Raw genomic sequence first — 23,516 nt, forward strand, 5'->3', positions numbered from 1 at the left:
GCATACCGTCCGGGCGGAATACGATCTTCCGGCATCGAACAGTGACCGATTCAGCAGTTCGAGGGATATCGGGCTGTTTCGTGCTCGAGCGGTCACGGAGTGTGGTGTAGGCCAGTCCCGGAAACTCACCGGAAAACCCGCGCCCGGCGCCCGTAGGCTGGAGGCATGACCACGACGGGGGAAGACCACGCCGCGGCCCGGGGAGGGCCGTGGTGGTGGGCGAGGTGGCGCAGTGCGGCGCTGGACGTCGGCCTCGCGGTGGCGTCCGCGGTGGAGTGTGCGTTCGAGGGGATCCGGTTCGCGCGGGACGCGGGGATCCCGCTCGCCGCGGGGATTGTTTTCGGGGTGATCGCAGGGTCCGCGCTGGTCGTGCGGCGGCAGTGGCCCATTGCCGTTGTGCTCGTGTCCATCGCCATTACGCCGGCCCAGATGGGCTATCTGATGGGCATCGTCGGGCTGTACACGCTCGCCGCCTCCGAGCTGCCCCGCCGGATCATCGCCTCGCTGGCCGGTATGTCGCTGGTCGGCATGCTGATCGTGATGTTCGTGCGGGTACGGCAGGACATGGCGCACGGCGACTGGAAGCTCGGCGACTGGTTCGTGCCGTTCGCCGCGATCACCACGGCGATCGGGATGACCGCGCCGCCGTTGCTGCTCGGTCTGTATGTGGGGGCTCGGCGGCGGCTGATGGAGAGTCTGCGGGAGCGGGCCGACAGTCTTGAGCGGGAGTTGCAGCTGCTCGCCGAGCGGGCGGAGGAGCGGGCGGAGTGGGCGCGGAACGAGGAGCGGACCCGGATTGCGCGGGAGATGCATGACGTCGTTGCGCATCGGGTGAGTCTGATGGTGGTGCATGCTGCTGCTCTGCAGGCCGTTGCTCGGAAGGATCCTGAGAAGGCCGTGAAAAATGCGGCGCTCGTGGGGGACATGGGGCGGCAGGCGTTGACCGAGTTGCGGGAGATGCTCGGGGTGTTGAGGAGCGGGGACGGGGGTGCTCGGCGGGCCGAGCAGGCCGTTCCGTTGGCGGCGGTGGGGGTGGCCGCGGCCGTGGCTGCCTCGAAGGCCGCTGATGAGGGTGAGGGGCCCTGTCTCGAGGAGTTGGAGGAGCTTGTCGGGCAGTCGGCGGCCGCGGGGATGGTGGTGAATCTGTCCGTCGAGGGGGATGTGCGGATGTATGCCGCCGAGATCGAGCAGACCGCGTATCGGGTCGTGCAGGAGGCGTTGACGAACGTCCACAAGCATGCGGCGGGGGCGAAGACGCATGTGCGGGTGGCGCACCGGGTGTCGGAGATAGCGATGCAGGTGGAGAACGAGCCGCCGCCGGAGGTGTCCTCGGCGGTGTCGGCGCGGTTGCCGTCCGGGGGGAACGGGCTGGTGGGGATGAAGGAGCGGGTCACCGCGCTGGGCGGTGTGTTCGTGTCGGGGCCGACGGACGCGGGCGGTTTCCGGGTGTCTGCGGTGATTCCGGCGGCGTAGCGCTCCGGTCCTCTGCTCAGCCCGCGGTGAGGCGTACGGGTTCGATGCCTGCGACGAGGCCGGCGAGGGCCTGGTCGATGTCGGGGCCGAGGTACCAGTCGCCGGTGTGGTCGAGGGTGTAGACGCGGCCTTCGGCGTCGATGGCGAGGAGGGAGCGGGTCTCGGTCTCGGTGCCCAGGGGGCTGAGTTCGGTGTCGAGGGCGCGGCCGAGGTCGCCGAGGGTGCGGGCGAGGTGGAGGCCGTGCAGGGGGTCGAGGTGGAGGGCGGCGGGGGCGACCTGGCGGCCGGGGCCGCCGGGTGTGATGTGCAGGCCGCCGAACTCGGCCCAGGCCTCGACGGCGGCGGGGAAGACGGCGTGCCGGTGGCCTGCGGGTGAGGCGTGTTCGCGCAGGGCGTCGGCCCAGATCTCGGCCTGTTTTATGTCCCAGCGTCCGGGTTGCCAGCCGGCGGCGCGCAGGGCGGCGTCGACGGGTACGGGGAAGCGCGTGGTCGAGGTGCGGTCGGGGTGCATCTGCCCTTCGATCGTCGAGGTCATGGGGCCGGCCCGGGGCCGTCTTGCCGGTGGTGCTGGGTGTGGGGTGTCAGTCCTCTGCCGCTGCGGGGTCGACGATGCGGACTCCGAAGTGGGCGCTGAGCGCGGTGCAGGCGCGGCAGGGGGCGGCGAAGCTGCCGTGGAGCGGGTCGCCGTCCTCGCGGATGCGGCGGGCGGTGAGCTTGGCCTGTTTGAGGGCCTTGCGGGCCTCGCCGTTGGTCATGGGCTTGCGGGCGGCGCGCTTGCTGCGGGCGGCGTCGGCGGCGGCTATGTGCCGGGAGATGAGGATGGTCTCGGCGCAGCGGCCGGTGAAGCGGTCGCGCTGGGCGCTGGTGAGGGTGTCGAGGAAGTCCTGGACCAGCGGGTGCAGGGCGGGCGGCTGGTCGCCGCGGGCGGCGGTGCCGGTGAGGGTGGCGCCGCGGACGGAGAGGGCGGCGGCGACGGTGGGGAGTATGCCGTCGCGGCGGTGGCGGAGGGCGGGCGCGGGCGAGGTCTCGGTGGCGCTCCAGCCGATGCGGGGGTCGCCGGAGGTCCCCGTGTGCGGTGCCGACTGTGGTCCCGTCTGCGTCACGTTCATGATCGTCATCCCCTCCCGAGCATCCCCCGGACGTCACAGAGTGCCAAATGCCGTGGCTGGTGCGGAAGCTGGGGCGGTGCGACACGCCCGGGTTTGGGCGGGCTGTCACGGCAGGGTGACGGCTGGTCACGGAAGCGGAGGGGGGCTGACCGGTGCCCGGTGACCGGTGTCGTCGTACCGCATAGGCTGTCGGCACCGCGATCCATGCGGCCTACGCGTGGAGACAGTCAGACATACGGGGTGTGGTGGCCGGAGGTGGTCACTGGGGTCCGTACAGAGTGCCGCAGGGGGCAACCGCCATGACGACAGGTCGGCTCGGGCTGGGGGCACCGCCCAGCCGCCAGGCTGGGGGACAAGCCGCGCCGCCGAACGCGGCCTATGCCGGGCAGGTCGTGCATTTCCCGGATCCGGTGCGGGCGGGGCGTCACCCGAGAGGGGTACGCATCGACGAGCGGGGTTACCCCGATTTCTCGGCCTACGCGCGTGCTGCTGCGGAAATCGCGGAGCCGCCCGAGGGTTTCGGTGTCGACGAGCTCAGGCTGACGGACTATGTGTCGGCGAATGCGGCGTTGTCGGCGTCCGGGCACGAGTTGTGGGACACGGTGCCTGCGGTGGCGACGCCGCACGGCTGGACGTGGCATCACGTGGTGGGTTCGCGGCGGCTTGAGCTGGTGCCGGTCGAGGTGAAGGCGTTGCTGCGGCATCACGGCGGGATCGCCACGGCGGCGGTCGACCAGAACAAGCGGGGTACGCGGCCGTTGCAGGAGACCCGGCCGACGCACATCGGGCTGCCGAAGTCGGGTGTGGCGGTGACGGAGGCGCAGGTGCAGGGGGTCGAGGAGGACCTCGGGTACCGGTTGCCGGGTGCGTACCGTTCGTTCTTGAAGGCGGCGGGCGGGTGTGCGCCGGTGGGTGCGGCGTTGGACGCCGAGTTGGGGTTGCTGATCGACCAGCCGTTCTTCACGGTGCGGGACGAGGCGGCCGTCAATGACCTGGTGTACGTCAACAAGTGCCTGCGCGACCATCTGACCAAGGATTACTTGGGTGTTGGGTTCGTGCAGGGCGGTCTGCTCGCCGTGAAGGTGAAGGGTGAGCGGATCGGTTCGGTGTGGTTCTGCGCGTACGACGATGCGCGGGACGTGGATCCCTCGTGGGCGCCGGCGGATCGGGTGGAGCGGTTGTTGCTGCCGTGCGGTGAGGACTTCGACGCGTTTCTGTCCCGACTGGCGGGCAATCCGCCGGAGTTGGAGACGGTGGCGAATCTGATGGTGGACGGCGGGTTCGCGCGTTCTGTTCCCGTGTCGTCCGAGGGGGAGTGAGCGTTTCGATGGTGACCTTCGCGCAGGCGCAGGAGCGCGCCGAGGAGTGGATCAACGGGGAGTTGCCGTCGTACCAGCACCGTGAGGTGCGGGTGCGGGAGTTCGAGCTCGGGTTCGTGGTGTGGGCCGAGGATCGTGCGGACGGGCCGCGTTCGGACGGTGGTGCGCAGCGGCTGGTGATCGCCCGGGACAGTGGCGAGGCGACGCTGTGGCCCTCGCTGCCGGTGGGTGAGGTGATTCGCCGGTACGAGGAGGAGTACGGCCGGCCGGACGAGGCGGAGGAGCCTGTGCCGGCGGCCCCCGCGGCGCGGGTGGATCTGAATCAGACGTCGTTCCTGCTGAGTCCGCCGGAGTGGTTGCAGGAGGCGGCGGACAAGCTGGGCATCGCGGACCGCAGGGGTGGCTCGGGTGCGGCGGCTTCGGCCGGCGCGTCTGCTGCTACGGCTTCTTCGACCGACGGCGCCTCCGCGAACGGGGGGCTTCCCGAGACGCAGGCCGGGGTGCCCGACGGCGGTGCGGGGTGGCCGAAGGCCGGGGCGCCGGCGGGTTCGCCCGGTGTTCCTGGTACGCCCGCCGGGGCGACTCCCTGGGCCGGGACCGACACGAACGCCGATGGCGGCGGTGAGGACCGTTCGGTACCGCTGCCCGCGACGGTGTTCGCACCGCCGCTGGGCGAGCCCGACGAGGACACCCCGCCGGACGCCAAGACGGCTCTGATGTCGGGCGGCAGCCAGCTTCCGCGGACCGCGGTGGCACCGGCGCTCAACGATCAGGGGACGCCGGGCGCGCCTGCGCCCGGGGCTGTGCCGCCGCCTGCGCCGGGTGGGGCGGCTTATGGGTATCCGCAGGGTGCGGGTGGCCCGGGTGCGCAGGCGCCGGGTGCCACGCCTCCGCCTCCGCCGGGTGCCTCCACATACGGCTATCCGCAGGGCCAGGGTGCGGCCGCGGCGCCGGGCACGCCTCCGCCGGGTGCCCCCGCTGCGGGCGCTACTCCTCCGCCTCCGCCGGGTGCCTCGACGTATGGGTATCCGCAGGGGCCGGGCGCTCCCGCCGCGCCGGGTGCTCCCGTTCCGGGTGCTACCCCTCCGCCTGCGCCGGGTGCTCCCGCGCCGGGCGCTACTCCTCCGCCTCCGCCGGGTGCCTCGACGTATGGGTATCCGCAGGGGTCGGGCGCTCCCGCGGCGCCGGGTGCTCCCGTTCCGGGTGCCACTCCTCCGCCTCCGCCGGGTGCCTCCACATACGGCTACCCCCAGGGCCCGGGCGCTTCCGCTCCCGGCGGTGCGCCTCCGCCTCCTTCCTCCTACGGCTACCCGCAGGCGCCCGGCGGTGCGCCTCAGCCGCCTGCCGGGCCGGGGCGGCCGCTCGCGCCGAATGCCGGGGACATTGCCGATGCCGCGACCAGCAAGGCCGGGCCTCCGCCGCGTCGGGGTTCGACGACGCCGCCTCCGCCGAGCGCGCCGGGGGCTCCCGGTGCGCGGCCGGGGAGTGCGCCGCCGCCTCCCGCCGGGCCCGGTGCGGGCGGGTACGTCCCGACGCAGCTCGTGTCGGCGCTCGGTCCCGACGGGCCCGAGGGCCCCGCCGGGCTGGGGGCTCCGCAGCCTCCCGGCGCGCCGCAGCCTCCGGGCGCCCCGAACCCGCCTGGTGCGCCGAATCCGCCCGGTGCTCCGAACACCCCCGGCGGTGCGCCTCCCGGCGGTGTCCACCACGCCGCCACGATGCTCGCCGACCCCGGTCGGATGGGCCCCGGCGCGCCGCAGCCGCCGGGCGCCCCTGGTGTGCCCGGCGCTCCCGGTACGCCTCCGCCGCCGCAGGCCCCTGGCGTCCCGGGTGCCCCGAACCAGCCTGGTGCGCCGCAGCCGCCGGGTGCGCCCGGTGCATCCCAGCCGCCGGGTGCCCCTGGTGCTCCCGGCGGTGCGCGAGGTGCCGTTCACCACGCCGAGACCGTGCTGGCCGCACCTCCGGTCGGTGCCCCCGGTGCGCCCCCGGTCGGTCCTCCCGGTACGCCTCCGCCGCCGCAGGCGCCCGGCGCCCCTGGTGTTCCGGGTGGCCCGGGTATGGCGCCGGGCGGTGCACCTCAGCCGCCGATGGCGCCCGGTGCCGTACCGCCGCCTGCCTACGGCTACCCGCAGCAGCAGGGGCAGCCGACGGTCGGACCCGGTTACCAGGCCGTGCTTCGCTATCGCGCGCAGGACGGGTCCGAGCAGCAGTTGATCCGGCGGTCCGCGCCCGGGACCCCGCATCCGGAGTGGCAGATCTTCCACGAGCTGCGCGGTATGAACGTGCCGCCGGACCAGGTGCTGGAGCTGCACACCGAGTTGGAGTCGTGCGAGCTGCCGGGTGCGTACTGTGCGCGGATGATCCGGGAGCAGTGGCCGCAGGCGCGGATCACGAGCATCGCCCCGTACGGCACGGATCACGCGAGCCGGCAGCAGGGCATGCAGCAACTGATCGCGCACCAGGGCGAGTTGCACCAGGTGGCGGACGGGCCGGCCCGACCGGCGCCGGTGCGCGCGCCGTTGCCGCCGGTGCAGGCCGCGCCGCCGATTCCGCCGGAGGCCGTGGCGCAGGAGCTGGCCGGCGCGTTCGGGCCGGGGCTCTTCCGGTTCGAGCAGCAGGCGGTGTCCCGGCAGGGCGTGCCGCCGGTGGTGGCGCACTCGCTGGTGGTGGCGGGCCTGCCGATGGACATGGGTCCGTTCTTCTGGGCGCAGGCCCAGCCGGGGCGGCCGGTGCCGACGCTCGCCGAACTGGCGCAGGAGCGCGGGGTGCAGCCGGCCGCGGACGCGGGCTCGTACCTCGTCATGGGCAGCGACTTCGGCCGGGCGATCTGTGTCCAGTACGGCACCGCGAACATCGTGGCCGTGCCGGTGGAGGCCGGGCCCGGTGGTGCGCCCGTGCCGCCGCAGTTCGTGAACACGGGGCTGCCGGAGCTCCAGCGGTGCCTGGCGCTGCTCGGGCGGATGTGGCGGCTCAGGTTCGGGCTGAACCAGGAGCAGGCGGGCCGCTGGACCGTCGACTTCCAGGCCCAGTTGGCCTCCCTCGACCCGGCGGCGCTCGGCTCGCCGGAGAGCTGGTGGTCGGTGCTGCTGGAGCAGATGTGGGACGGGCTGTTGTAACGCGAGCCTGAGTGCCGAAAGGGCCGGGCCCGGTCGCTGTGACCGGGCCCGGCCCTTTTGTGTGCGCGTCATGACCGTTACCACGCGCGGAGTGTCGCGTTATGAACACTTACGTCCGATACATCAAGATGTGCGCGCAATCATCATTTCTTGACCGTTCGGCGGAGAGGGGTTCCAGGATGAGCAGCGCACCGGTCTCGCCCCACGGCTTCGGGGCCGTACGGGGGCGCGGTTACCGTCCCGAACAGGTCGAAGCGTTTGCCGACGCCCTCTCCCTCGACCGGGATGCCGCCTGGGAACGGGCGGCCCGCCTCACCGTGCTCGCCAGGGAGATGGAGGAGGAGGCGGCCATCCTCGCGGAGGAGGTGGCGCAGCTCGCACCCCAGACGTACGAGGCGCTCGGGGACGGCGCCCGGCGTCTGTTCACGTTCGCGCAGGAGGAGGCCGAGGCCGTGCGCAAGCGCGGGCGGCGGGAGGCGCAGCGGATCGAGGACGATGCGGAGGCGTACGCGAAGAGCCTGCGCGGTGCCGCGCAGGCGTACGCCGACGAGGTGCGCGGCGAGGCCGAGGAGCGCGCCCGGCAGCTGCTTCTCACGGCGCAGGCCGAGGCCGACGAGATCCGGGTCTCCACCCGGCGCGAGGTGAAGGAGCGCCGCGGTGAAGCGCTGGCCGCGCTCCGTGAAGTACGGCAGCGCACCTCCGGGAAGCTCATCGAGCAGGCCAAGGAGCTCGCCGACCGGCTGGCCGAGATGGACCGCGCGGAGGACGACCGGGCGGCCGCGTCGGACGTACGGCGGTCCGATCGGGTGGTGCGGGCGGAGGCGGCGCTGGCCGAGGCGGAGCGGCTGTTCGCGGAGGCGGAGGAGTTCACGCGCCGGTCCGAGGAGGACGCACATGCGCGTGCCGCCGAGATCCTCGCGGGGGCGCGGATGCAGGAGGAGCGGATCGCCCGGGAGACGGAGCAGGTGGTGCGCGGGCACAGGGAACAGTGCGACTTCATGCAGACGCAGATGGACAACGTACGGAACAGTCTTACGGCGTTGACGGGGTCGGCGCCCGGAGAGTGACGGGTGGGGGCGCCATCACTGCACGTGGGCGCCCCCGGCCGGATGAAATCCGGAGTCAGCCGCCCCGCCTGACCGCTCCCGCCAGGATCCATCCCTCCACGGCCTCGTACTGCCGCCGCTGCTCCTCCGATGCGCGGCGGCCGGAGACCACCGTGCCCAGCCAGCCGAAGGCGAAGCCGAGGGGGATCGTCACCAGGCCCGTCGTCGTGAACGGGAACCAGTTGAAGTCGGCGTCGGGGAAGGCCGAGACGGGCGAGCCGGAGACCAGGTTGGTGCCCGACATGAAGAGCAGGACCGCGAGCGTGCCGCCGATCAGGGTGCTCAGCAGGCCCGTCCGGGTGTAACGGCGCCAGAAGAGGCTGTAGACCAGCGCGGGCGCGATGGCGGAGGCGCCGAGGCAGAAGGAGAGCGTCACCAGGGGCTGCAGGCTGCGGTGTTGGACCAGGGTGGCGAGGAAGATCGCCGGGGCGCCGACCGCGAGCGCCGAGAGCCGGGCCAGCGTCATCTCGCGCTGTGTCGACATCTCCTGCACGCGGGCGGCGAAGACGTCGTGGGCGAGGGAGTTGGCGCAGGCGAGGATCATGCCGGCGACGGAGGCGAGCAGGGTCAGGAAGATCGCCGTGGTCACCGTCGTGAACAGGAACGTCTCCGCCGTCGACACGTCCGCGCCGAACGCGGCCCGCGAACCCAGCAGATACGCCGTGTTGCCCTGCGGGTCCGCCTGGGCGATCACCGCGCGGCCGATCAGGGCCGTCGCGCCGAACCCGACGACGGTCATGATCAGGACGAACAGCACCACCGAGGACACCGCCCACGACATCGAGCGCCGCACCTGACGGGCGCTGCGCGCGGTGTACATGCGCATGGTGACGTGCGGGAGGCAGGCGCCGCCCAGGACGACCGTCAGCTCCGAAGTGATCATGTCCAGGCGGGGGTTGGGGCTGCCCGCGAACTCGACGCCGGAGCGCAGGAAGGAGGAACCGACCCCGCTCTGCGCGGCCGCCGTGTTGAACAGCGCCCCCGGGTCCCAGTCGAAGCGCCGCAGTATGAGCAGGGCGACCACGGCGCCCGAGCCGAGCAGCATCACCATCTTCAGGATCTGGATGAGGGCGGTGCCCTTCATGCCGCCGATCGCCGCGTAGCTGATCATCAGGGCGCCGAGCCCGATGATGCAGCCGGTCTTCAGCGCGTCGCCGGAGAAGCCGAGGATGAACGCCAACAGCTGTCCCGTTCCGGCCAGTTGGACCAGCATCAGCGGCATCAGCGCGGCGATGGTCACCACGCACGCGGTGATCCGCACGCCGCGTCCGGGCATTCGGCGGGTCAGCGCGTCGCCCATGGTGAACCGGCCCGCGTTGCGCAGGGGTTCGGCCAGCAGGAACATCAGCAGCATCAGCGACAGTGCCGTGCTCAGGGCCAGCGCGATCCCGTCGTAGCCGCACAGGGCGATCACGCCGCCCGTGCCCAGCACGGTCGCCGCGGAGATGTAGTCGCCGGCGATCGCGAGGCCGTTGCGCATGGGGGACAGGGAGCCGTAGCCGGTGTAGAACTCGTCCAGGTCGTCGCGGTCCGGGCCCGTCATCACGCACAGCAGCAGCGTGATGGTGGCGACGGTGGAGAAGGCGACGAGGGACATGGCCTGCGCGTTGCCGCTGAACCCGGTCATCGTGCGGCCTCCCGCTTGGCGTCCAGTTCGGACTGCTTGCGGATGCGGTCCGCGATCGGGTCGACGTAGCGGCCGGCCGTGTGCTCGTACAGCGCGATCGCCAGCCAGGTCACGGGGATCTGCAGCAGCGCGAGCAGCAGCCCGACCGGCAGGCCGTCGGTGACGGTGCTCGACATGAACGAGGGCGCCGACGCCGACAGGATCAGGAAGAGCGTGAAGTAGCCGAGCGCGGTGAGCGTCGCGGTGCGCCGCTGCCAGCGGTAGGCGCTGCGCAGGACCCGCAGGTCGCTGTGGTGCCCGAGGGCGGGCTCGGCCGGCCGGCGTCGTCTGGCCGGTTCGGGTGGCGCCTCGGGCGGCTGCCAGGGGTAGGTCGGGTAGGCGGGCGGTGCCTCCTGCGCCGGATGTCGGTACGGGTAGGACGGGGACGAGTCGTAGGACATCCCGGTGCTCCTTGCGTGGCTCGGGTCCTGTGCGGGGGACCGCAGGGAGATGGGGGTGGAAAGCGGAGTCACGCACGCTACTCGCCGGTACCGGGATTGCGCGAGGGTTTCACCAAACTGATTGGTCGGTATGCGCTTACTGCGCTGACCTCGGGTGTTACCCCGGTTAACTCAGACTTTTGACGGCTGAGTTGACCTACGCCGATGGGATCGACCGTCAGTCCTTGAGCACCGGAAAGCGTCGCGGCGCCAGCACCAGCAGCACCACGAACGCCAGCGCCGCGGCGCACCCGGCGCCCAGATACACGGCGTGCACCGCGTCCGCGATCGCCCGCCGCGTCGCCTCCGGTACCGCACCCGCGTCCAGTCCCCGCGTCACGGAGTCCAGGTCGCCCGCACCGCCGAGCCGCGCCGCCAGCACCCCGTTGGCCACCGCGCCGAACACCGACGCGCCGATCGTCTGGCCGGTCTGTCGGCAGAAGAGGACGGACGCCGTCGTCGTGCCCCGTTCCGCCCAGCCCACCGTCGACTGCACCCCGACGATCAGCGGGAGTTGGAACAACCCCAGCGCGCCGCCCAGCAACAGCATCAGCAGCGCCGGCTGCCACGCCGCTCCCGGATACGGCAGGAACGGGAACGCGAACAGGATCAGCGACGCCGTCCCGATGCCCAGCATGGCCGTGTTGCGGAAGCCGATCCGCCGGTACACGTGCTGGCTGAGGGCCGCCGACACCGGCCAGCTCAGCGTCCAGACGGACAGGACGAAGCCCGCCGCGACCGGCGCCAGCCCCAGCACCGACTGCGCGTACGTCGGCAGGAACACGCTCGGCGCCACCATCAGCAGACCCAGCGCCCCCAGGGCCAGATTGACCGCGGCGATCGTACGGCGCCGCCACACCCACCCGGGGATGATCGGCTCGGCCGCCCGGCGCTCCACGGCCACCACGACGCCGACCAGCGCAAGTCCCGTACCGAACAAGGCGATTGACTGCCCCGACAGCCACGGCCATGCCACCCCGCCCTGCACCAAGGCCGTCAGCAGTACGCCTCCGCACGCGAACACCGTCAGTGCGCCCGCCCAGTCGATACGGGGGCGGCCGCCCGACTCCCGTTCGGGCTCGTGGAGATGGCGGACGATCAGCCACAACGCCACTGCACCTATGGGCAGGTTGACCAGGAAGATCCAGCGCCAGTCGGCGTAGGCCGCGAGCACGCCGCCGACTCCCGGGCCGGCCACCGCCGACACCGCCCACACCGTGGAGAGTTTGGACTGGATCTTCGGGCGGTCCTTCAGCGGGTAGAGGTCGGCGGCCAGGGTCTGGACCGTGCCCTGGAGTGCTCCGCCGCCCAGGCCCTGGAGGATGCGGAAGGCGATCAGCGCGCCCATGTTCCAGGCCACCGCGCACAGCAGCGAACCGAGCAGGAAGACCGAGGCGCCCGCGATCAGTACCGGCTTGCGGCCGAAGGTGTCCGACAGCTTGCCGTACACCGGGAGCGTGACGGTGACGGCGAGCAGATAGCCGGAGAAGAGCCAGGAGAAGACCGAGAAGCCACCGAGATCGCCGACGATCTGTGGGACGGCCGTGGAGACGATGGTCGAGTCGAGGGCGGCGAGTGCCATCGCGAGCATGAGGGCGGCTACGACGGCTCCGCGTCTGCGTGTGTCCCGCGGGCGCTCGTCCGCCACCGACGCCCGTATCTCTGTGTCCCCCTGGTCCACCGGATTCCTTCCCCTTGCATCTATCTGCCGCCGAACAGCTTCCCACTTGACCCTCACGTCGCGGCAGGGTGGAACCTGAGCGGGCCGGTGGGTGGACCGAACCCCGAGATCGCCTCCACCCGTCGGTGGACTGCCCCTAGGGGTTCCTCCGCACTACGGCCCGGGGTGGGTTCGTACCGCCGGAGGAGGAGATGGCGCCAGGGCGTCCTTAACCTGGCTTTATGCCGCTGGGGGGCGGCTGACCGAACCGGTGGGGGTGGGGTTTTCCCCCGTAGAAGAGGGTGCTGGGCACCAGCGCGCGGCACCCCTCTCCGCCGCCAGACTCATCGACGTAGCGAATCGCAAGTCCGCAGACCGCAAGCCGCAGGACCGAGCCGACGCAGCACACGTGCGTCACCTTCGTAACCGACATAGGAGACTTACCATGACATCGGCCGTGACCATTCCCAGGCACGGGGGCACTGGAGGGCGTACGGCCGTTGCCGCCCGGGCGCGACAGGTCGTCAAGGCGTACGGGGCCGGAGAGACCCGTGTCGTCGCCCTCGACCATGTGGATGTGGACATCGCGCGCGGTCAGTTCACCGCGATCATGGGCCCCTCGGGGTCCGGCAAGTCCACGCTCATGCACTGCCTCGCCGGGCTCGACAACGTCACCTCCGGGCAGATCTACCTCGACGAGACCGAGATCACCGGGCTGAAGGACAAGAAGCTCACGCAACTGCGGCGGGACCGGGTCGGGTTCATCTTCCAGGCGTTCAACCTGCTGCCGACGCTGAACGCGCTCGAGAACATCACGCTGCCAATGGACATCGCCGGGCGCAAGCCCGACAAGCAGTGGCTGGCGCGGGTCGTCGACACCGTCGGGCTCTCCGACCGGCTCAAGCACCGGCCGACCCAGCTCTCCGGCGGTCAGCAGCAGCGTGTCGCCGTGGCGCGTGCGCTGGCCGCACGGCCCGAGATCATCTTCGGTGACGAGCCGACCGGAAACCTCGACTCCCGGGCCGGCGCCGAGGTGTTGGGCTTCCTGCGGCGGTCGGTCGACGAGCTCGGCCAGACCATCGTGATGGTCACGCACGACCCGGTGGCGGCCTCGTACGCGGACCGCGTCCTGTACCTCGCCGACGGCCGGATCGTCGACGAGATGTACAAGCCGACCGCCGACGCCGTCCTCGACCGTATGAAGGACTTCGACGCCCGGGGACGTACGTCATGACTGTCATGAAGACATCGATGCGCAACTTCTTTGCGCACAAGGGGCGGATGGCCCTCTCGGCCATCGCGGTCCTGCTGTCGGTGGCCTTCGTCTGCGGGACGCTGGTCTTCACCGACACCATGAACACCACGTTCGACAAGCTGTTCCAGGCCACCTCGTCCGATGTGACCGTGAGCGCCAAGGGTGCCTCGGACAGCGGTGAGACGACCGCCGACAACGGCAAGCCGCCGGTGATGCCGGCGTCCGTGGTCGGCAAGGTGCGCGCGGCGCAGGGCGTGAAGTCGGCGCAGGGGACCGTCTTCTCGACCTCCGTGACCGTGGTCGACGGCAAGAAGAACAACCTGTCGCCGTCCAGCGGCGCCCCGACCATCGTCGGCAACTGGAACTCCAACGACGCCCGCACCATGAAGATCACCTCCGGTACGGCGCCCAAGGGGCCGGACCAGGTGATGGTCGACGCCGACACCGCCGACAAGCACCACCTGAAGCTCGGCGACCCGCTCGGCGTGATCAGCGCGGTCGGCACGCACGACGCGAAGATCTCCGGCATCGCCGACTTCCAGGTCACCAACCCGGGTGCGGCGATCTTCTACCTGGACACCAAGACGGCCCAGGAGACCCTCGTCGGCCAGACCGGCGTCTACACGAACGTCAACGTCACTGCCGCTTCCGGCGTGACCGACGCACAGCTGAAGACGAACGTCGCCGCGGAGCTCGGCGGCGGCTACAAGGTGCAGACCGCCAAGGAGACCGCCGACGCCAACCAGAAGGACGTCGAGGGCTTCATGAACGTCATGAAGTACGCGATGCTCGGCTTCGCCGGGATCGCCTTCCTCGTCGGCATCTTCCTGATCATCAACACCTTCTCGATGCTGGTCGCGCAGCGGACGCGGGAGATCGGCCTGATGCGGGCCGTCGGCTCCTCCCGCGGGCAGGTCAACCGGTCCGTGCTGGTCGAGGCGCTGCTGCTGGGTGTCTTCGGATCGGTGCTGGGTGTCGGTGCGGGTGTCGGGCTCGCGGTCGGGCTGATGAAACTCATGGGCTCCATGGGCATGCACCTGTCGACCGCCGACCTGACGGTCGCGTGGACGACCCCGGTGGTCGGCCTGCTCCTGGGCGTCGTGGTCACCGTCCTCGCCGCCTACCTGCCCGCCCGCCGGGCCGGCAAGGTCTCGCCGATGGCCGCGCTGCGGGATGCCGGGGCTCCGGCGGACGCGAAGGCGGGCCGGATCCGGGCCCTGGTCGGCCTGGTGATGACCGGTGCCGGTGGCTACTGCCTCTACCTGGCCGCCCACGTCGACAAGGCGAAGGACGGTTCGCTGTGGCTGGGCCTCGGTGTGGTGCTCTCGCTCATCGGGTTCGTCGTGATCGGACCGCTGCTCGCGGCCGGTGTGGTGCGCGTCCTGGGTGCCGTACTGCTGCGGATGTTCGGCCCGGTCGGGCGGATGGCCGAGCGGAACGCGCTGCGCAACCCGCGCCGTACCGGTGCCACGGGCGCCGCCCTGATGATCGGGCTCGCGCTGGTCGCCTGCCTGTCGGTGGTCGGCTCCTCCATGGTCGCCTCGGCGACGGACCAGCTCGACAAGACGGTCGGTACGGACTTCATCATCCAGAACGACAACGGGCAGCAGGTCACCCCGCAGGCCGTGAAGGCGGTGAAGTCGACGCCGGGTCTTGAGCGGGTCACCGAGTACCGGACGACCGAGGCCGACTACACCACCCCCGACGGCAAGCTGCTCAAGGACACGGACATCACGGCGGCCGACCCGACCTACGCGACCGACCTGCGCACCAAGACGGTCGCCGGGAACCTCAAGGACGCGTACAGGCCCGACTCGATGTCGGTCCACGAGAAGTTCGCCAAGGCGCACGACATCCACCTGGGCTCGAAGATCAAGGTGGCCTTCAAGGACGGGCGCACGGCCGAACTGACGGTTCGGGCGATCACCAGCAGCGACGTCGTCATCGACGCGGGTGCGAAGTACACGTCGATCGCCACGCTGGCGAAGTACGTGCCGGCCGACAAGATGCCGCTCGACCAGCTGGTCTTCGCCACCGCCAAGGACGGGCAGCAGGACGCGGCCTACAAGGCGCTGAAGTCCTCGCTGCACGACTACCCGCAGTACAAGGTGCGCGACCAGACCGACTACAAGCAGGCGCTGAAGGACCAGATCGGCCAGCTGCTGAACATGATCTACGGCCTGCTGGCACTGGCGATCGTGGTCGCGATCCTCGGTGTCGTGAACACCCTGGCCCTCTCGGTGGTCGAGCGGACGAGGGAGATCGGCCTGATGCGGGCGATCGGTCTCTCCCGCCGCCAGCTGCGCCGGATGATCCGCATGGAGTCGGTGGTCATCGCCCTCTTCGGCGCCCTGCTCGGCCTGGGCCTCGGCATGGGCTGGGGCGCAACCGCCCAGAAGCTCCTCGCCCTGGAGGGTCTGAAGGTCCTGGAGATCCCCTGGCCGACCCTGACCGCGGTCTTCCTCGGCTCGGCCTTCGTGGGCCTGTTCGCGGCACTGATCCCGGCGTTCAGGGCGGGACGGATGAACGTGCTGAACGCGATCGCCACCGAATAGCCACCGCACACGGGGGTTGCGGGGGAGCGCCCGGTGCCGGGGAGTCTTGGGGGACTCACCGGCACCGGGCCCTTTGCCGTACGGCGAGATCGACGCGGGGGTGCCGACGCCGACGTACGCTGGAGGGACCCCCGGCCCGCCACGCGTGTCGGGCGATTCGCGTTGCCCGCCCCCGGACGAAAGCCGCCCCGAATGAGCCTGCACGGTCTGCTCGACGCCGTCGTCAAGGACACCGCCCTCGCGGAAGCCGTCAAGGCGGCAGCGAGCGGCAACCGCATGCACGTCGACCTGGTCGGCCCGCCCGCGGCCCGCCCCTTCGCCGTGGCCACCCTGGCCCGCGAGACCGGCCGCACCGTACTGGCGGTGACGGCCACGGGCCGCGAGGCCGAGGATCTCGCGGCCGCCCTGCGCTCCCTGCTGCCGTCGGACGGCGTCGTGGAGTACCCCTCCTGGGAGACCCTCCCGCACGAGCGGCTGAGCCCGCGCAGTGACACCGTGGGCCGGCGGCTGGCCGTCCTGCGGCGCCTCGCGCACCCGCGCCCCGACGACCCCGAGACCGGCCCGGTCTCCGTCGTCGTGGCGCCGGTGCGCTCTGTACTGCAGCCGCAGGTCAAGGGGCTGGGGGATCTCGAACCGGTCGCCCTCAGGAGCGGGCAGACCGCTGACCTCAACGAGATCGTCGACGCCCTCGCCGCCGCCGCGTACGCGCGCGTGGAGCTCGTCGAGAAGCGCGGCGAGTTCGCCGTACGAGGCGGGATTCTGGATGTGTTCCCGCCGACCGAGGAGCACCCCCTGCGCGTCGAGTTCTGGGGTGACGACGTCGAGGAGATCCGCTACTTCAAGGTCGCCGACCAGCGGTCCCTGGAGGTCGCCGAGCACGGGCTGTGGGCGCCGCCCTGCCGCGAGCTGCTGCTGACCGAGGACGTCCGCGCACGCGCGCGTGCCCTCGCCGAACAGCATCCCGAGCTGGGCGAACTGCTGGGCAAGATCGCCGAGGGGATCGCCGTGGAAGGCATGGAGTCCCTGGCTCCCGTCCTCGTCGACGACATGGAGCTGCTGATCGACGTCCTGCCCAAGGGCGCCATGGCCGTCGTATGCGATCCGGAGCGGGTACGCACGCGTGCCGCGGATCTCGTGGCGACCTCGCAGGAGTTCCTGCAGGCGTCCTGGGCGGCCACCGCCGGCGGCGGCGAGGCGCCCATCGACGTCGGTGCGGCCTCGCTGTGGTCCATCGCGGACGTCCGGGACCGGGCCCGCGAGCTGGACATGATGTGGTGGTCGGTGTCGCCGTTCGCGGCGGACGAGGAGCTTGACGCCGACACCCTCAAGCTCGGCATGCACGCGCCCGAGACCTACCGCGGCGACACCGCCAAGGCCCTCGCCGACACCAAGGGCTGGCTCGCCGACGGCTGGCGCACGGTGTTCGTCACCGAGGGGCACGGCCCCGCGGCCCGTACGGTCGAGGTGCTGGGCGGCGAGGGCGTCGCGGCGCGCCTGGAGGCCGACCTCGGGGAGATCTCCCCGTCCGTCGTGCACGTGGCGTGCGGCTCGATCGACTACGGCTTCGTCGACACGACGCTGAAGCTGGCGGTCCTCACCGAGACCGACCTCTCCGGGCAGAAGGCGGCCGGCAAGGACGGCGCCCGGATGCCGGCCCGCCGCCGCAAGACCATCGACCCGCTCACCCTGGAGGCGGGCGACTACATCGTCCACGAGCAGCACGGCGTCGGCCGCTACATCGAGATGGTGCAGCGGACCGTGCAGGGCGCGACCCGCGAGTACCTGGTCGTCGAGTACGCCCCCGCCAAGCGCGGCCAGCCCGGCGACCGCCTGTACATCCCCACCGACCAGCTGGAGCAGATCACCAAGTACGTCGGCGGCGAGGCCCCGACACTGCACCGCCTGGGCGGCGCCGACTGGACGAAGACCAAGGCGCGCGCCAAGAAGGCCGTCAAGGAGATCGCCGCCGACCTGATCAAGCTGTACAGCGCGCGCATGGCGGCCCCCGGGCACACCTTCGGCCCGGACACCCCCTGGCAGCGCGAGCTGGAGGACGCCTTCCCGTACGTGGAGACCCCCGACCAGCTCACCACCATCGCCGAGGTCAAGGAGGACATGGAGAAGTCGGTCCCGATGGACCGCCTGATCTGCGGCGACGTGGGCTACGGCAAGACGGAGATCGCGGTCCGCGCCGCGTTCAAGGCGGTGCAGGACGGAAAGCAGGTGGCGGTCCTCGTCCCGACGACCCTCCTGGTCCAGCAGCACTTCGGGACGTTCAGCGAGCGCTACTCCCAATTCCCCGTCAACACACGGGCGTTGAGCCGCTTCCAGACCGACACCGAGGCGAAGGCGGTCCTGGAGGGCCTGCGCGAGGGCTCGGTGGACGTCGTCATCGGCACGCACCGCCTGTTCTCCTCGGAGACCAAGTTCAAGGACCTGGGCCTGGTCATCGTCGACGAGGAGCAGCGCTTCGGCGTCGAGCACAAGGAGCAGCTGAAGAAGCTGCGCGCCAACGTGGACGTCCTGACGATGTCCGCGACCCCGATCCCCAGGACCCTGGAGATGGCGGTCACGGGCATCCGCGAGATGTCGACGATCACCACCCCGCCGGAGGAGCGCCACCCGGTGCTCACCTTCGTCGGACCGTACGAGGAGAAGCAGATCGGCGCGGCCATCCGCCGTGAACTCCTGCGCGAGGGCCAGGTCTTCTACATCCACAACCGCGTCGAGTCGATCGACCGCGCGGCCTCGCGCCTGCGCGAAATCGTCCCCGAGGCACGGATCGCCACGGCCCACGGCCAGATGTCGGAGTCGACCCTCGAACAGGTCGTCGTCGACTTCTGGGAGAAGAAGTACGACGTCCTCGTCTCGACCACGATCGTCGAGTCCGGCATCGACATCTCCAACGCCAACACACTGATCGTGGAGCGCGGCGACAACTTCGGCCTCTCCCAGCTGCACCAGCTGCGCGGCCGGGTCGGCCGAGGCCGCGAGCGCGGCTACGCGTACTTCCTTTATCCGCCGGAGAAGCCGCTGACGGAGACCGCCCACGAGCGCCTGGCGACCATCGCCCAGCACACCGAGATGGGCGCGGGCATGTACGTCGCGATGAAGGACCTGGAGATCCGGGGCGCCGGCAACCTCCTCGGCGGCGAACAGTCCGGCCACATCGCGGGCGTCGGCTTCGACCTGTACGTCCGCATGGTCGGCGAGGCGGTCGCGGACTACCGGGCCTCCCTGGAGGGCGGCGTGGAGGAGGAGCCGCCGCTCGAGGTCAAGATCGAGCTCCCGGTCGACGCCCACGTCCCGCACGAGTACGCGCCGGGCGAGCGCCTGCGCCTCCAGGCCTACCGTGCCATCGCCTCCGCCAACACGGAGGAGGAGGTCAAGTCCGTACGCGAGGAACTCGTCGACCGCTACGGCAAGTTGCCCGAACCGGTGGAGAACCTCCTGCTGGTGGCGGGCCTGCGCATGCTCGCCCGCGCGTGCGGCGTGGGCGAGATCGTCCTCCAGGGCAACAACATCCGCTTCGCCCCGGTGGAGTTGAGGGAGTCCCAGGAACTGCGCGTCAAGCGCCTCTACCCGGGGACCGTCATCAAGCCGGCGGTGCACCAGGTGCTGGTGCCGCGCCCGAAGACGGCGAAGGTGGGCGGAAAGCCGTTGGTCGGGCGGGACTTGCTGAGCTGGGTGGGGGAGTTCCTGGCGTCGATTCTGGGGTCGTAGGCATTTCCCCCGGTTCGCACCGACACTGCTTCGATCGCGCAACCACGGGTCACGCGCCCCCGTCCTCCGGCAGGATGTCGACCATGGCAGGCAGGGGGCGCGCGAGCACGATCGCGTGGGCGGGAGCGACATGTGTGCTGGTCGCCGGGGCCCTGGTGTTCACCCTGGGGCCCGCACACGCCCCGCTGGGAGTGTCGGACCGGAGCGGTCTGGTGTCGATGGTCCTCGCCCTGCCGGGTCTGGTGGTCGCCGTGATCGCGCTGCTGTGGGCGCGGCCCGGCAGCCACGAGGGCGAGGCGGCCGCGGTCGCCCGGCTGGCCCGCGAAGTGCGTGCGGTGGGCGAGCCGCAGTGGGCACACAGTCTCGGCGGCGACCTGACCGCCATCGACGTGACCTTCACCTTCAGGCCGTACGGGAACGCGCGCGCCGCCGCACTGCCGTCGACACCGGCAGGTCAACTGGAGCGGGTGGTCGAGGACTTCCGGGCGATCAGGCCGAGCCGACTGGTGATCACCGGAGAGCCGGGGGCAGGCAAGACGGTGCTGGCCCGCAAGCTCGTCATGGAGCTCAACCTGGCGCGTACGGAACAGGAACCAGTTCCGGTCATGATCGCACTGGCCGACTGGGACGAGGACGAGCCGTTGACAGACTGGGTCGTCCGGCATCTTGAGCGGGACTACGGACTCTCCCGCTCTTCGGCCCGCGCGGTGGTCGAAGCCCGCATGGTGCTGCCCGTGCTCGACGGCCTGGACGAGATGGACGCGGCAGCGAGTCCCGCCGACAGGCGGCGTGCGAGGGCCACGCTGGAGGCACTGGACCGGTACCAGGACGGTACGCACGCCGCGCCGCTGGTCCTGACCTGCCGCACCGAGGAGTACGACGCGTTCGAGACGGAGGGGCGGCACATCCTCGACTCGGCTCGCATCGAGATCGATCCGGTCACGTCGGCCCAGGCCCATCGGTTTCTGTCCCAGAGGGGCGCCGCCCGCAGGCCCGCACGCTGGCAGGGCGTACTGGACAAGCTGTCGGCGGAGCCGACGGGAGTACTGGCGCGGGCCCTGTCCACGCCCTGGCGGCTCACGCTTGCCGCGACGGTGTATGAACAGGACGGCAATCCGGCCCAGTTGATCGCCGCGACGAGCACGGACGAGGTCGCGGACCGGCTGTTGGGCCGCTACATCGCGGCGGCCACCGTCAACTCCCGCAAGGCGCCGGGACGTTATGGCAGTGACGAGGTGCATCGCCGACTCGCCCTCCTTGCCCGGGCGCTGGGCACGGGCAGCGCCGCCGAGACCGATCTCGCCCTGCTCGACCTGGGCCGGCGGATTCCTCGGTGGCAACTCGAGATCGTGCGGGGGAGCATCTGGGCCGCGCTGATCGCCGTCAGCGCCGGGGCGGCACTCGTCACCGAAGGGCTGCTGACGGTCTGGGTCGTCGCCGCCGTCCTGATCCCCGTGATAGTGCTCCTCGCGTCGATTTGGGGCGGGGGTGCGCCTCCCTTCGCCCTCGGAATCCCGGTGATCGGCGCCCCCTTGTGGCGCGTCGGCTTCCGCCTGCTGCTGCGCAAGCCGTGGCGCGCGGACCTTCCTCCGCTCTTCATGGTGCTGGCCGTGCTCCTGTACGTGCTGGTGGGCCCCATGGCGGGGCTATGGAACTACTGGCAGGTGTTCGTGCCGGCGGCGCTGGCGCTGGTTCTCTGGTGTGTGCTGGAGGCAGGTACGTGGATCGACACGTCGGCGTGTGGACCCACGAGTGTGCTGTGGGGCGGGGCCGTCTACGGGGCGCACCTGGCGGCGCTCGGCGCGCTGGCGATCGAGGCGACGGGTTCCTCTCCCTACGCGGTCAGCGTCTTCTGCTGGTTCATGGCCATCCTCTTGGTAAAAACCCCAGGCCATCTGGGCTACCTGGCGTTCGTGCTGTGGAACAGCCGATGCCTGCCGCTGAGACTGGCCCGCTTCCTGGACTGGTCTGTGGCCGCGGGACTCCTGCGTACATCCGGCGTGGCCTACCAGTTCCGCCACCGTGAGTTCCAGGAGTGGTTGGTACGGCATCCGGAACCGACCTCACTTCCCTGACCCACTCAGTTCTCCGACGCAGGGGGCTTGTCCCGACGATCGCTCCGGAAGGGCCCGTGAAACGTGCATCCGACACCGGTCCGGACCTCTGGCGGAGGTCCTCAACTGCAGGCAAAATGCAGGCCTGTTGAGGGCGCGGTCGGGGGAGGCCACGTGGTTCTGCCGTCTTGGAAGAACATCAGACCGGGAAGCCCGCGCAAGCGTCCCGACCCGGATTCCGCCGACCCGGTCCCGGAAGTCCCGGCGCCCGTCGAGTCGGTGTGGCGAAGAGGGTATGCCCATCGCGACGAGATACCGGACACCGCAGTCACCCGCCAGATGTGCGCATCGGTCCATGACCGCCCGCACCGCCTGAAGCAACTGAAGGCGTTATGGGGCCGCCTGGAGGACCAGGCCCGCGGGAAGCGGAAGCGGGCCGTACCGCAGCTCGGCCGGCACGCGGGCGAGTACCTCGCCCGGGCGGCTCTGCGTGAGGTGCTGAACGCGGACAAGCGGCCGGTGCCGTCGTTCGGCTTCCAGCTCGCGCCAGTGCTCAGCCACTGCGTGGCCGCACGTCGGCAGTGGCGCCTGCGGACCGCGCTGCTCGTCGTCGTGGTCGGCCTGACGGGGCTGCGGTATCCGTGGGGCGCGGCGGTCCTCGTCACGGTAGCGGTCCTGCACATGTGGCTCCGGGGCGGCCGGGTCGGGCGCGTCCTGCGGTGGGGGACGACGTCGGTCATCTCGTTCGTCCTGCTCGGCCTCGCGGTCTTCACCGTCTACCGACTCGCCGGTACCTACGCCCTGGTGCTCCGCCGGGCCCTGCGGCAGGGCGAGCGGGAAGCCGTACTGCTGGCTCTGGCCGTGACCGCCGTGTACGTCCTGGACCGGTGGGTGGCCTGGGCCTACGTACTAGCGGTCCGGCCGGGGCGATCGAAGATCGGTGACCGGCCGCACGCCGCTCCGGTCTCGGCGAAGAAGATCGCCACCATCAAGGTCACCGAGACCTGGCAGTCCATCGCCTACCAGAAGTACGGGAGCCAGGACCGGTTCGTCGGCGCGGGCAAACCCTGGGACAAGACGGCCCTGCGTATCCGGCTCAAGGCGGCCGGCGGAGACGACGAGGACGACGGCAAGGAGCAGGAGCACCACGAACTCGAAGGGCTCCGGGAGTTCGAGGCCGACGAGCTGATGGACGACGTACGGGATGAACTGGAGCGCCTGCGGGACGTGCTCGTCGAGACGCATTCCCTTCCCAACTGCGACGTCTCCGAGATGCTCGGCGTGGCCGAGACGGACTGGAAGAAGCTGCCCGCCGGGCCTCCCAAGGCCTGGCCGGAGGCCGACGAGATGGTCCGCGGTGCCCGGGGCGCACCGTCCAGTGCGGCCGCCCGACGCTATCTCACCGCGCAGGTGGTCAGCTGGGACGGGCAGATCGTGGTCACGGTCTTCGCCCACGCCGCGCTCGAAGGCCGCATGCTGCACTTCGTTGCCCGACCGCACGTCATCGCCCCGCTCCGCAAGGACACAGCGGTCGGGGCGCGCGGGGGCTGGGCTCTGGCCGGCGATCTGCTGCTGGTCCCGCTGCACGCCGTCGGGGACACGGTCGACCTGGTGATCCGGGCGTACCGGACGGTACGGCGCAGCCTGCGGCTGGACGGCGCGGTCCACTGGGTGGTGAACCAGAACGTCCACGTGTCCAGCGGCACCGCCGAGGCCTTCGACGGCGCCGACGACGACGATGAAGAGAAGAAGCCGGTCAGCCTGCGCGAGTTCTGCGCGCGGGCGAGCGTCGAGGACATGCACCAGTGGGAGGACGCGCTGCGCCACGCCCACACCCTCGTTGTCTGGATGGCCGCAAGGGTGCGGTTCTTCCTCTACGAGCACGGGGCGGACCTCGATGACTTCGACAAGCAGGTGTCGAACGTCTTCAACACGACGTTCGTCACCGGCGACAACAACACGGTGATGTCGTCCGCAGCGGGCAGGGACAGCAAACAGACCGGCCCTCAGAAGGCATCGCCGGAACCGAAGCCCAAGGGGTGA

14 protein-coding genes are annotated in these 23,516 nt (G+C 71.0%); 9 read left to right on the forward strand and 5 right to left on the reverse strand.

Features of this window, described 5'->3' with window-relative positions:
- The first annotated feature begins 165 nt into the window (after positions 1 to 165).
- Positions 166 to 1,473: a sensor histidine kinase gene (locus tag ACFY1L_RS24710; protein ID WP_388828132.1), complete on the forward strand. Its 1,308-nt coding sequence runs from the start codon at positions 166 to 168 to the stop codon at positions 1,471 to 1,473.
- Positions 1,474 to 1,489: 16 nt separating this feature from the next.
- Here the strand turns inward: ACFY1L_RS24710 and ACFY1L_RS24715 are convergent, their stop codons facing one another.
- Positions 1,490 to 1,984: an SUKH-3 domain-containing protein gene (locus ACFY1L_RS24715; protein WP_388828411.1), complete on the reverse strand. Its 495-nt coding sequence runs from the start codon at positions 1,982 to 1,984 to the stop codon at positions 1,490 to 1,492.
- Between the two features lie 70 nt (positions 1,985 to 2,054).
- Complete coding sequence (locus ACFY1L_RS24720) at positions 2,055 to 2,591, reverse strand: YwqJ-related putative deaminase (RefSeq protein WP_388828135.1); 537 nt, start codon at positions 2,589 to 2,591, stop codon at positions 2,055 to 2,057.
- A gap of 290 nt (positions 2,592 to 2,881) precedes the next feature.
- On the opposite strand from ACFY1L_RS24720, the gene ACFY1L_RS24725 reads away from it, so the two are divergent.
- The 3 genes from ACFY1L_RS24725 (at position 2,882) to ACFY1L_RS24735 (ending at position 8,081) form a co-directional block, all read left to right on the forward strand.
- Positions 2,882 to 3,901 carry an SMI1/KNR4 family protein gene (locus tag ACFY1L_RS24725; protein ID WP_388828138.1) on the forward strand — a complete coding sequence of 340 codons (1,020 nt, stop codon included), beginning with the start codon at positions 2,882 to 2,884 and terminating at the stop codon, positions 3,899 to 3,901.
- An 8-nt stretch (positions 3,902 to 3,909) separates the two neighbouring features.
- On the forward strand, positions 3,910 to 7,014 hold the full coding sequence (locus ACFY1L_RS24730; protein ID WP_388828141.1) for an SUKH-4 family immunity protein: 3,105 nt from the start codon (positions 3,910 to 3,912) through the stop codon (positions 7,012 to 7,014).
- A 179-nt stretch (positions 7,015 to 7,193) separates the two neighbouring features.
- Positions 7,194 to 8,081 (forward strand): cellulose-binding protein, encoded by an 888-nt coding sequence (locus tag ACFY1L_RS24735; protein ID WP_388828144.1) that lies wholly within the window; start codon positions 7,194 to 7,196, stop codon positions 8,079 to 8,081.
- Positions 8,082 to 8,136: 55 nt separating this feature from the next.
- Here the strand turns inward: ACFY1L_RS24735 and ACFY1L_RS24740 are convergent, their stop codons facing one another.
- From ACFY1L_RS24740 to ACFY1L_RS24750, 3 genes are all read right to left on the reverse strand, one after another.
- On the reverse strand, positions 8,137 to 9,747 hold the full coding sequence (locus ACFY1L_RS24740; RefSeq protein WP_388828146.1) for a cation acetate symporter: 1,611 nt from the start codon (positions 9,745 to 9,747) through the stop codon (positions 8,137 to 8,139).
- A complete protein-coding gene (locus tag ACFY1L_RS24745; RefSeq protein WP_388828149.1) occupies positions 9,744 to 10,187 on the reverse strand; it encodes a DUF485 domain-containing protein in 444 nt (147 codons plus the stop codon). The genes ACFY1L_RS24740 and ACFY1L_RS24745 overlap by 4 nt, the downstream gene beginning before the upstream one ends.
- 217 nt (positions 10,188 to 10,404) lie before the next feature.
- The gene (locus ACFY1L_RS24750) at positions 10,405 to 11,907 is read right to left on the reverse strand and encodes an MFS transporter (RefSeq protein WP_388828152.1); all 1,503 of its coding nucleotides are present in this window, start codon (positions 11,905 to 11,907) and stop codon (positions 10,405 to 10,407) included.
- Positions 11,908 to 12,331: 424 nt separating this feature from the next.
- Between ACFY1L_RS24750 and ACFY1L_RS24755 the strand changes: the two genes are divergently transcribed.
- The 5 genes from ACFY1L_RS24755 to ACFY1L_RS24775 all read left to right on the forward strand — a co-directional run bounded on the left by ACFY1L_RS24755 (position 12,332) and on the right by ACFY1L_RS24775 (position 23,516).
- Positions 12,332 to 13,120, forward strand: a complete 789-nt coding sequence (locus ACFY1L_RS24755) for an ABC transporter ATP-binding protein (RefSeq protein ID WP_388828155.1) — start codon at positions 12,332 to 12,334, stop codon at positions 13,118 to 13,120.
- Entirely contained in the window at positions 13,117 to 15,696 is a 2,580-nt protein-coding gene (locus ACFY1L_RS24760; protein ID WP_388828158.1) for an ABC transporter permease, read from the forward strand. Before ACFY1L_RS24755 ends, ACFY1L_RS24760 begins: the two co-directional genes overlap by 4 nt.
- 192 nt (positions 15,697 to 15,888) lie before the next feature.
- Complete coding sequence (mfd, locus tag ACFY1L_RS24765; protein WP_388828161.1) at positions 15,889 to 19,419, forward strand: transcription-repair coupling factor; 3,531 nt, start codon at positions 15,889 to 15,891, stop codon at positions 19,417 to 19,419.
- Positions 19,420 to 19,502: 83 nt separating this feature from the next.
- Positions 19,503 to 21,494: an NACHT domain-containing protein gene (locus tag ACFY1L_RS24770; RefSeq protein WP_388828164.1), complete on the forward strand. Its 1,992-nt coding sequence runs from the start codon at positions 19,503 to 19,505 to the stop codon at positions 21,492 to 21,494.
- 153 nt (positions 21,495 to 21,647) lie between these two features.
- On the forward strand, positions 21,648 to 23,516 hold the full coding sequence (locus ACFY1L_RS24775; RefSeq protein WP_388828167.1) for a hypothetical protein: 1,869 nt from the start codon (positions 21,648 to 21,650) through the stop codon (positions 23,514 to 23,516).

It is taken from the genome of Streptomyces sp. NPDC001663, assembly GCF_042893105.1.
GTDB lineage: Bacteria > Actinomycetota > Actinomycetes > Streptomycetales > Streptomycetaceae > Streptomyces.

Coding starts and splice junctions, on each gene's coding strand:
- ACFY1L_RS24710 (WP_388828132.1), top strand. CDS start 166: ATGACCACGACGGGGGAAGACCACGCCGCGGCCCGGGGAGGGCCGTGG.
- ACFY1L_RS24715 (WP_388828411.1), bottom strand. CDS start 1,984: ATGCACCCCGACCGCACCTCGACCACGCGCTTCCCCGTACCCGTCGAC.
- ACFY1L_RS24720 (WP_388828135.1), bottom strand. CDS start 2,591: ATGACGATCATGAACGTGACGCAGACGGGACCACAGTCGGCACCGCAC.
- ACFY1L_RS24725 (WP_388828138.1), top strand. CDS start 2,882: ATGACGACAGGTCGGCTCGGGCTGGGGGCACCGCCCAGCCGCCAGGCT.
- ACFY1L_RS24730 (WP_388828141.1), top strand. CDS start 3,910: ATGGTGACCTTCGCGCAGGCGCAGGAGCGCGCCGAGGAGTGGATCAAC.
- ACFY1L_RS24735 (WP_388828144.1), top strand. CDS start 7,194: ATGAGCAGCGCACCGGTCTCGCCCCACGGCTTCGGGGCCGTACGGGGG.
- ACFY1L_RS24740 (WP_388828146.1), bottom strand. CDS start 9,747: ATGACCGGGTTCAGCGGCAACGCGCAGGCCATGTCCCTCGTCGCCTTC.
- ACFY1L_RS24745 (WP_388828149.1), bottom strand. CDS start 10,187: ATGTCCTACGACTCGTCCCCGTCCTACCCGTACCGACATCCGGCGCAG.
- ACFY1L_RS24755 (WP_388828155.1), top strand. CDS start 12,332: ATGACATCGGCCGTGACCATTCCCAGGCACGGGGGCACTGGAGGGCGT.
- ACFY1L_RS24760 (WP_388828158.1), top strand. CDS start 13,117: ATGACTGTCATGAAGACATCGATGCGCAACTTCTTTGCGCACAAGGGG.
- mfd (WP_388828161.1), top strand. CDS start 15,889: ATGAGCCTGCACGGTCTGCTCGACGCCGTCGTCAAGGACACCGCCCTC.
- ACFY1L_RS24770 (WP_388828164.1), top strand. CDS start 19,503: ATGGCAGGCAGGGGGCGCGCGAGCACGATCGCGTGGGCGGGAGCGACA.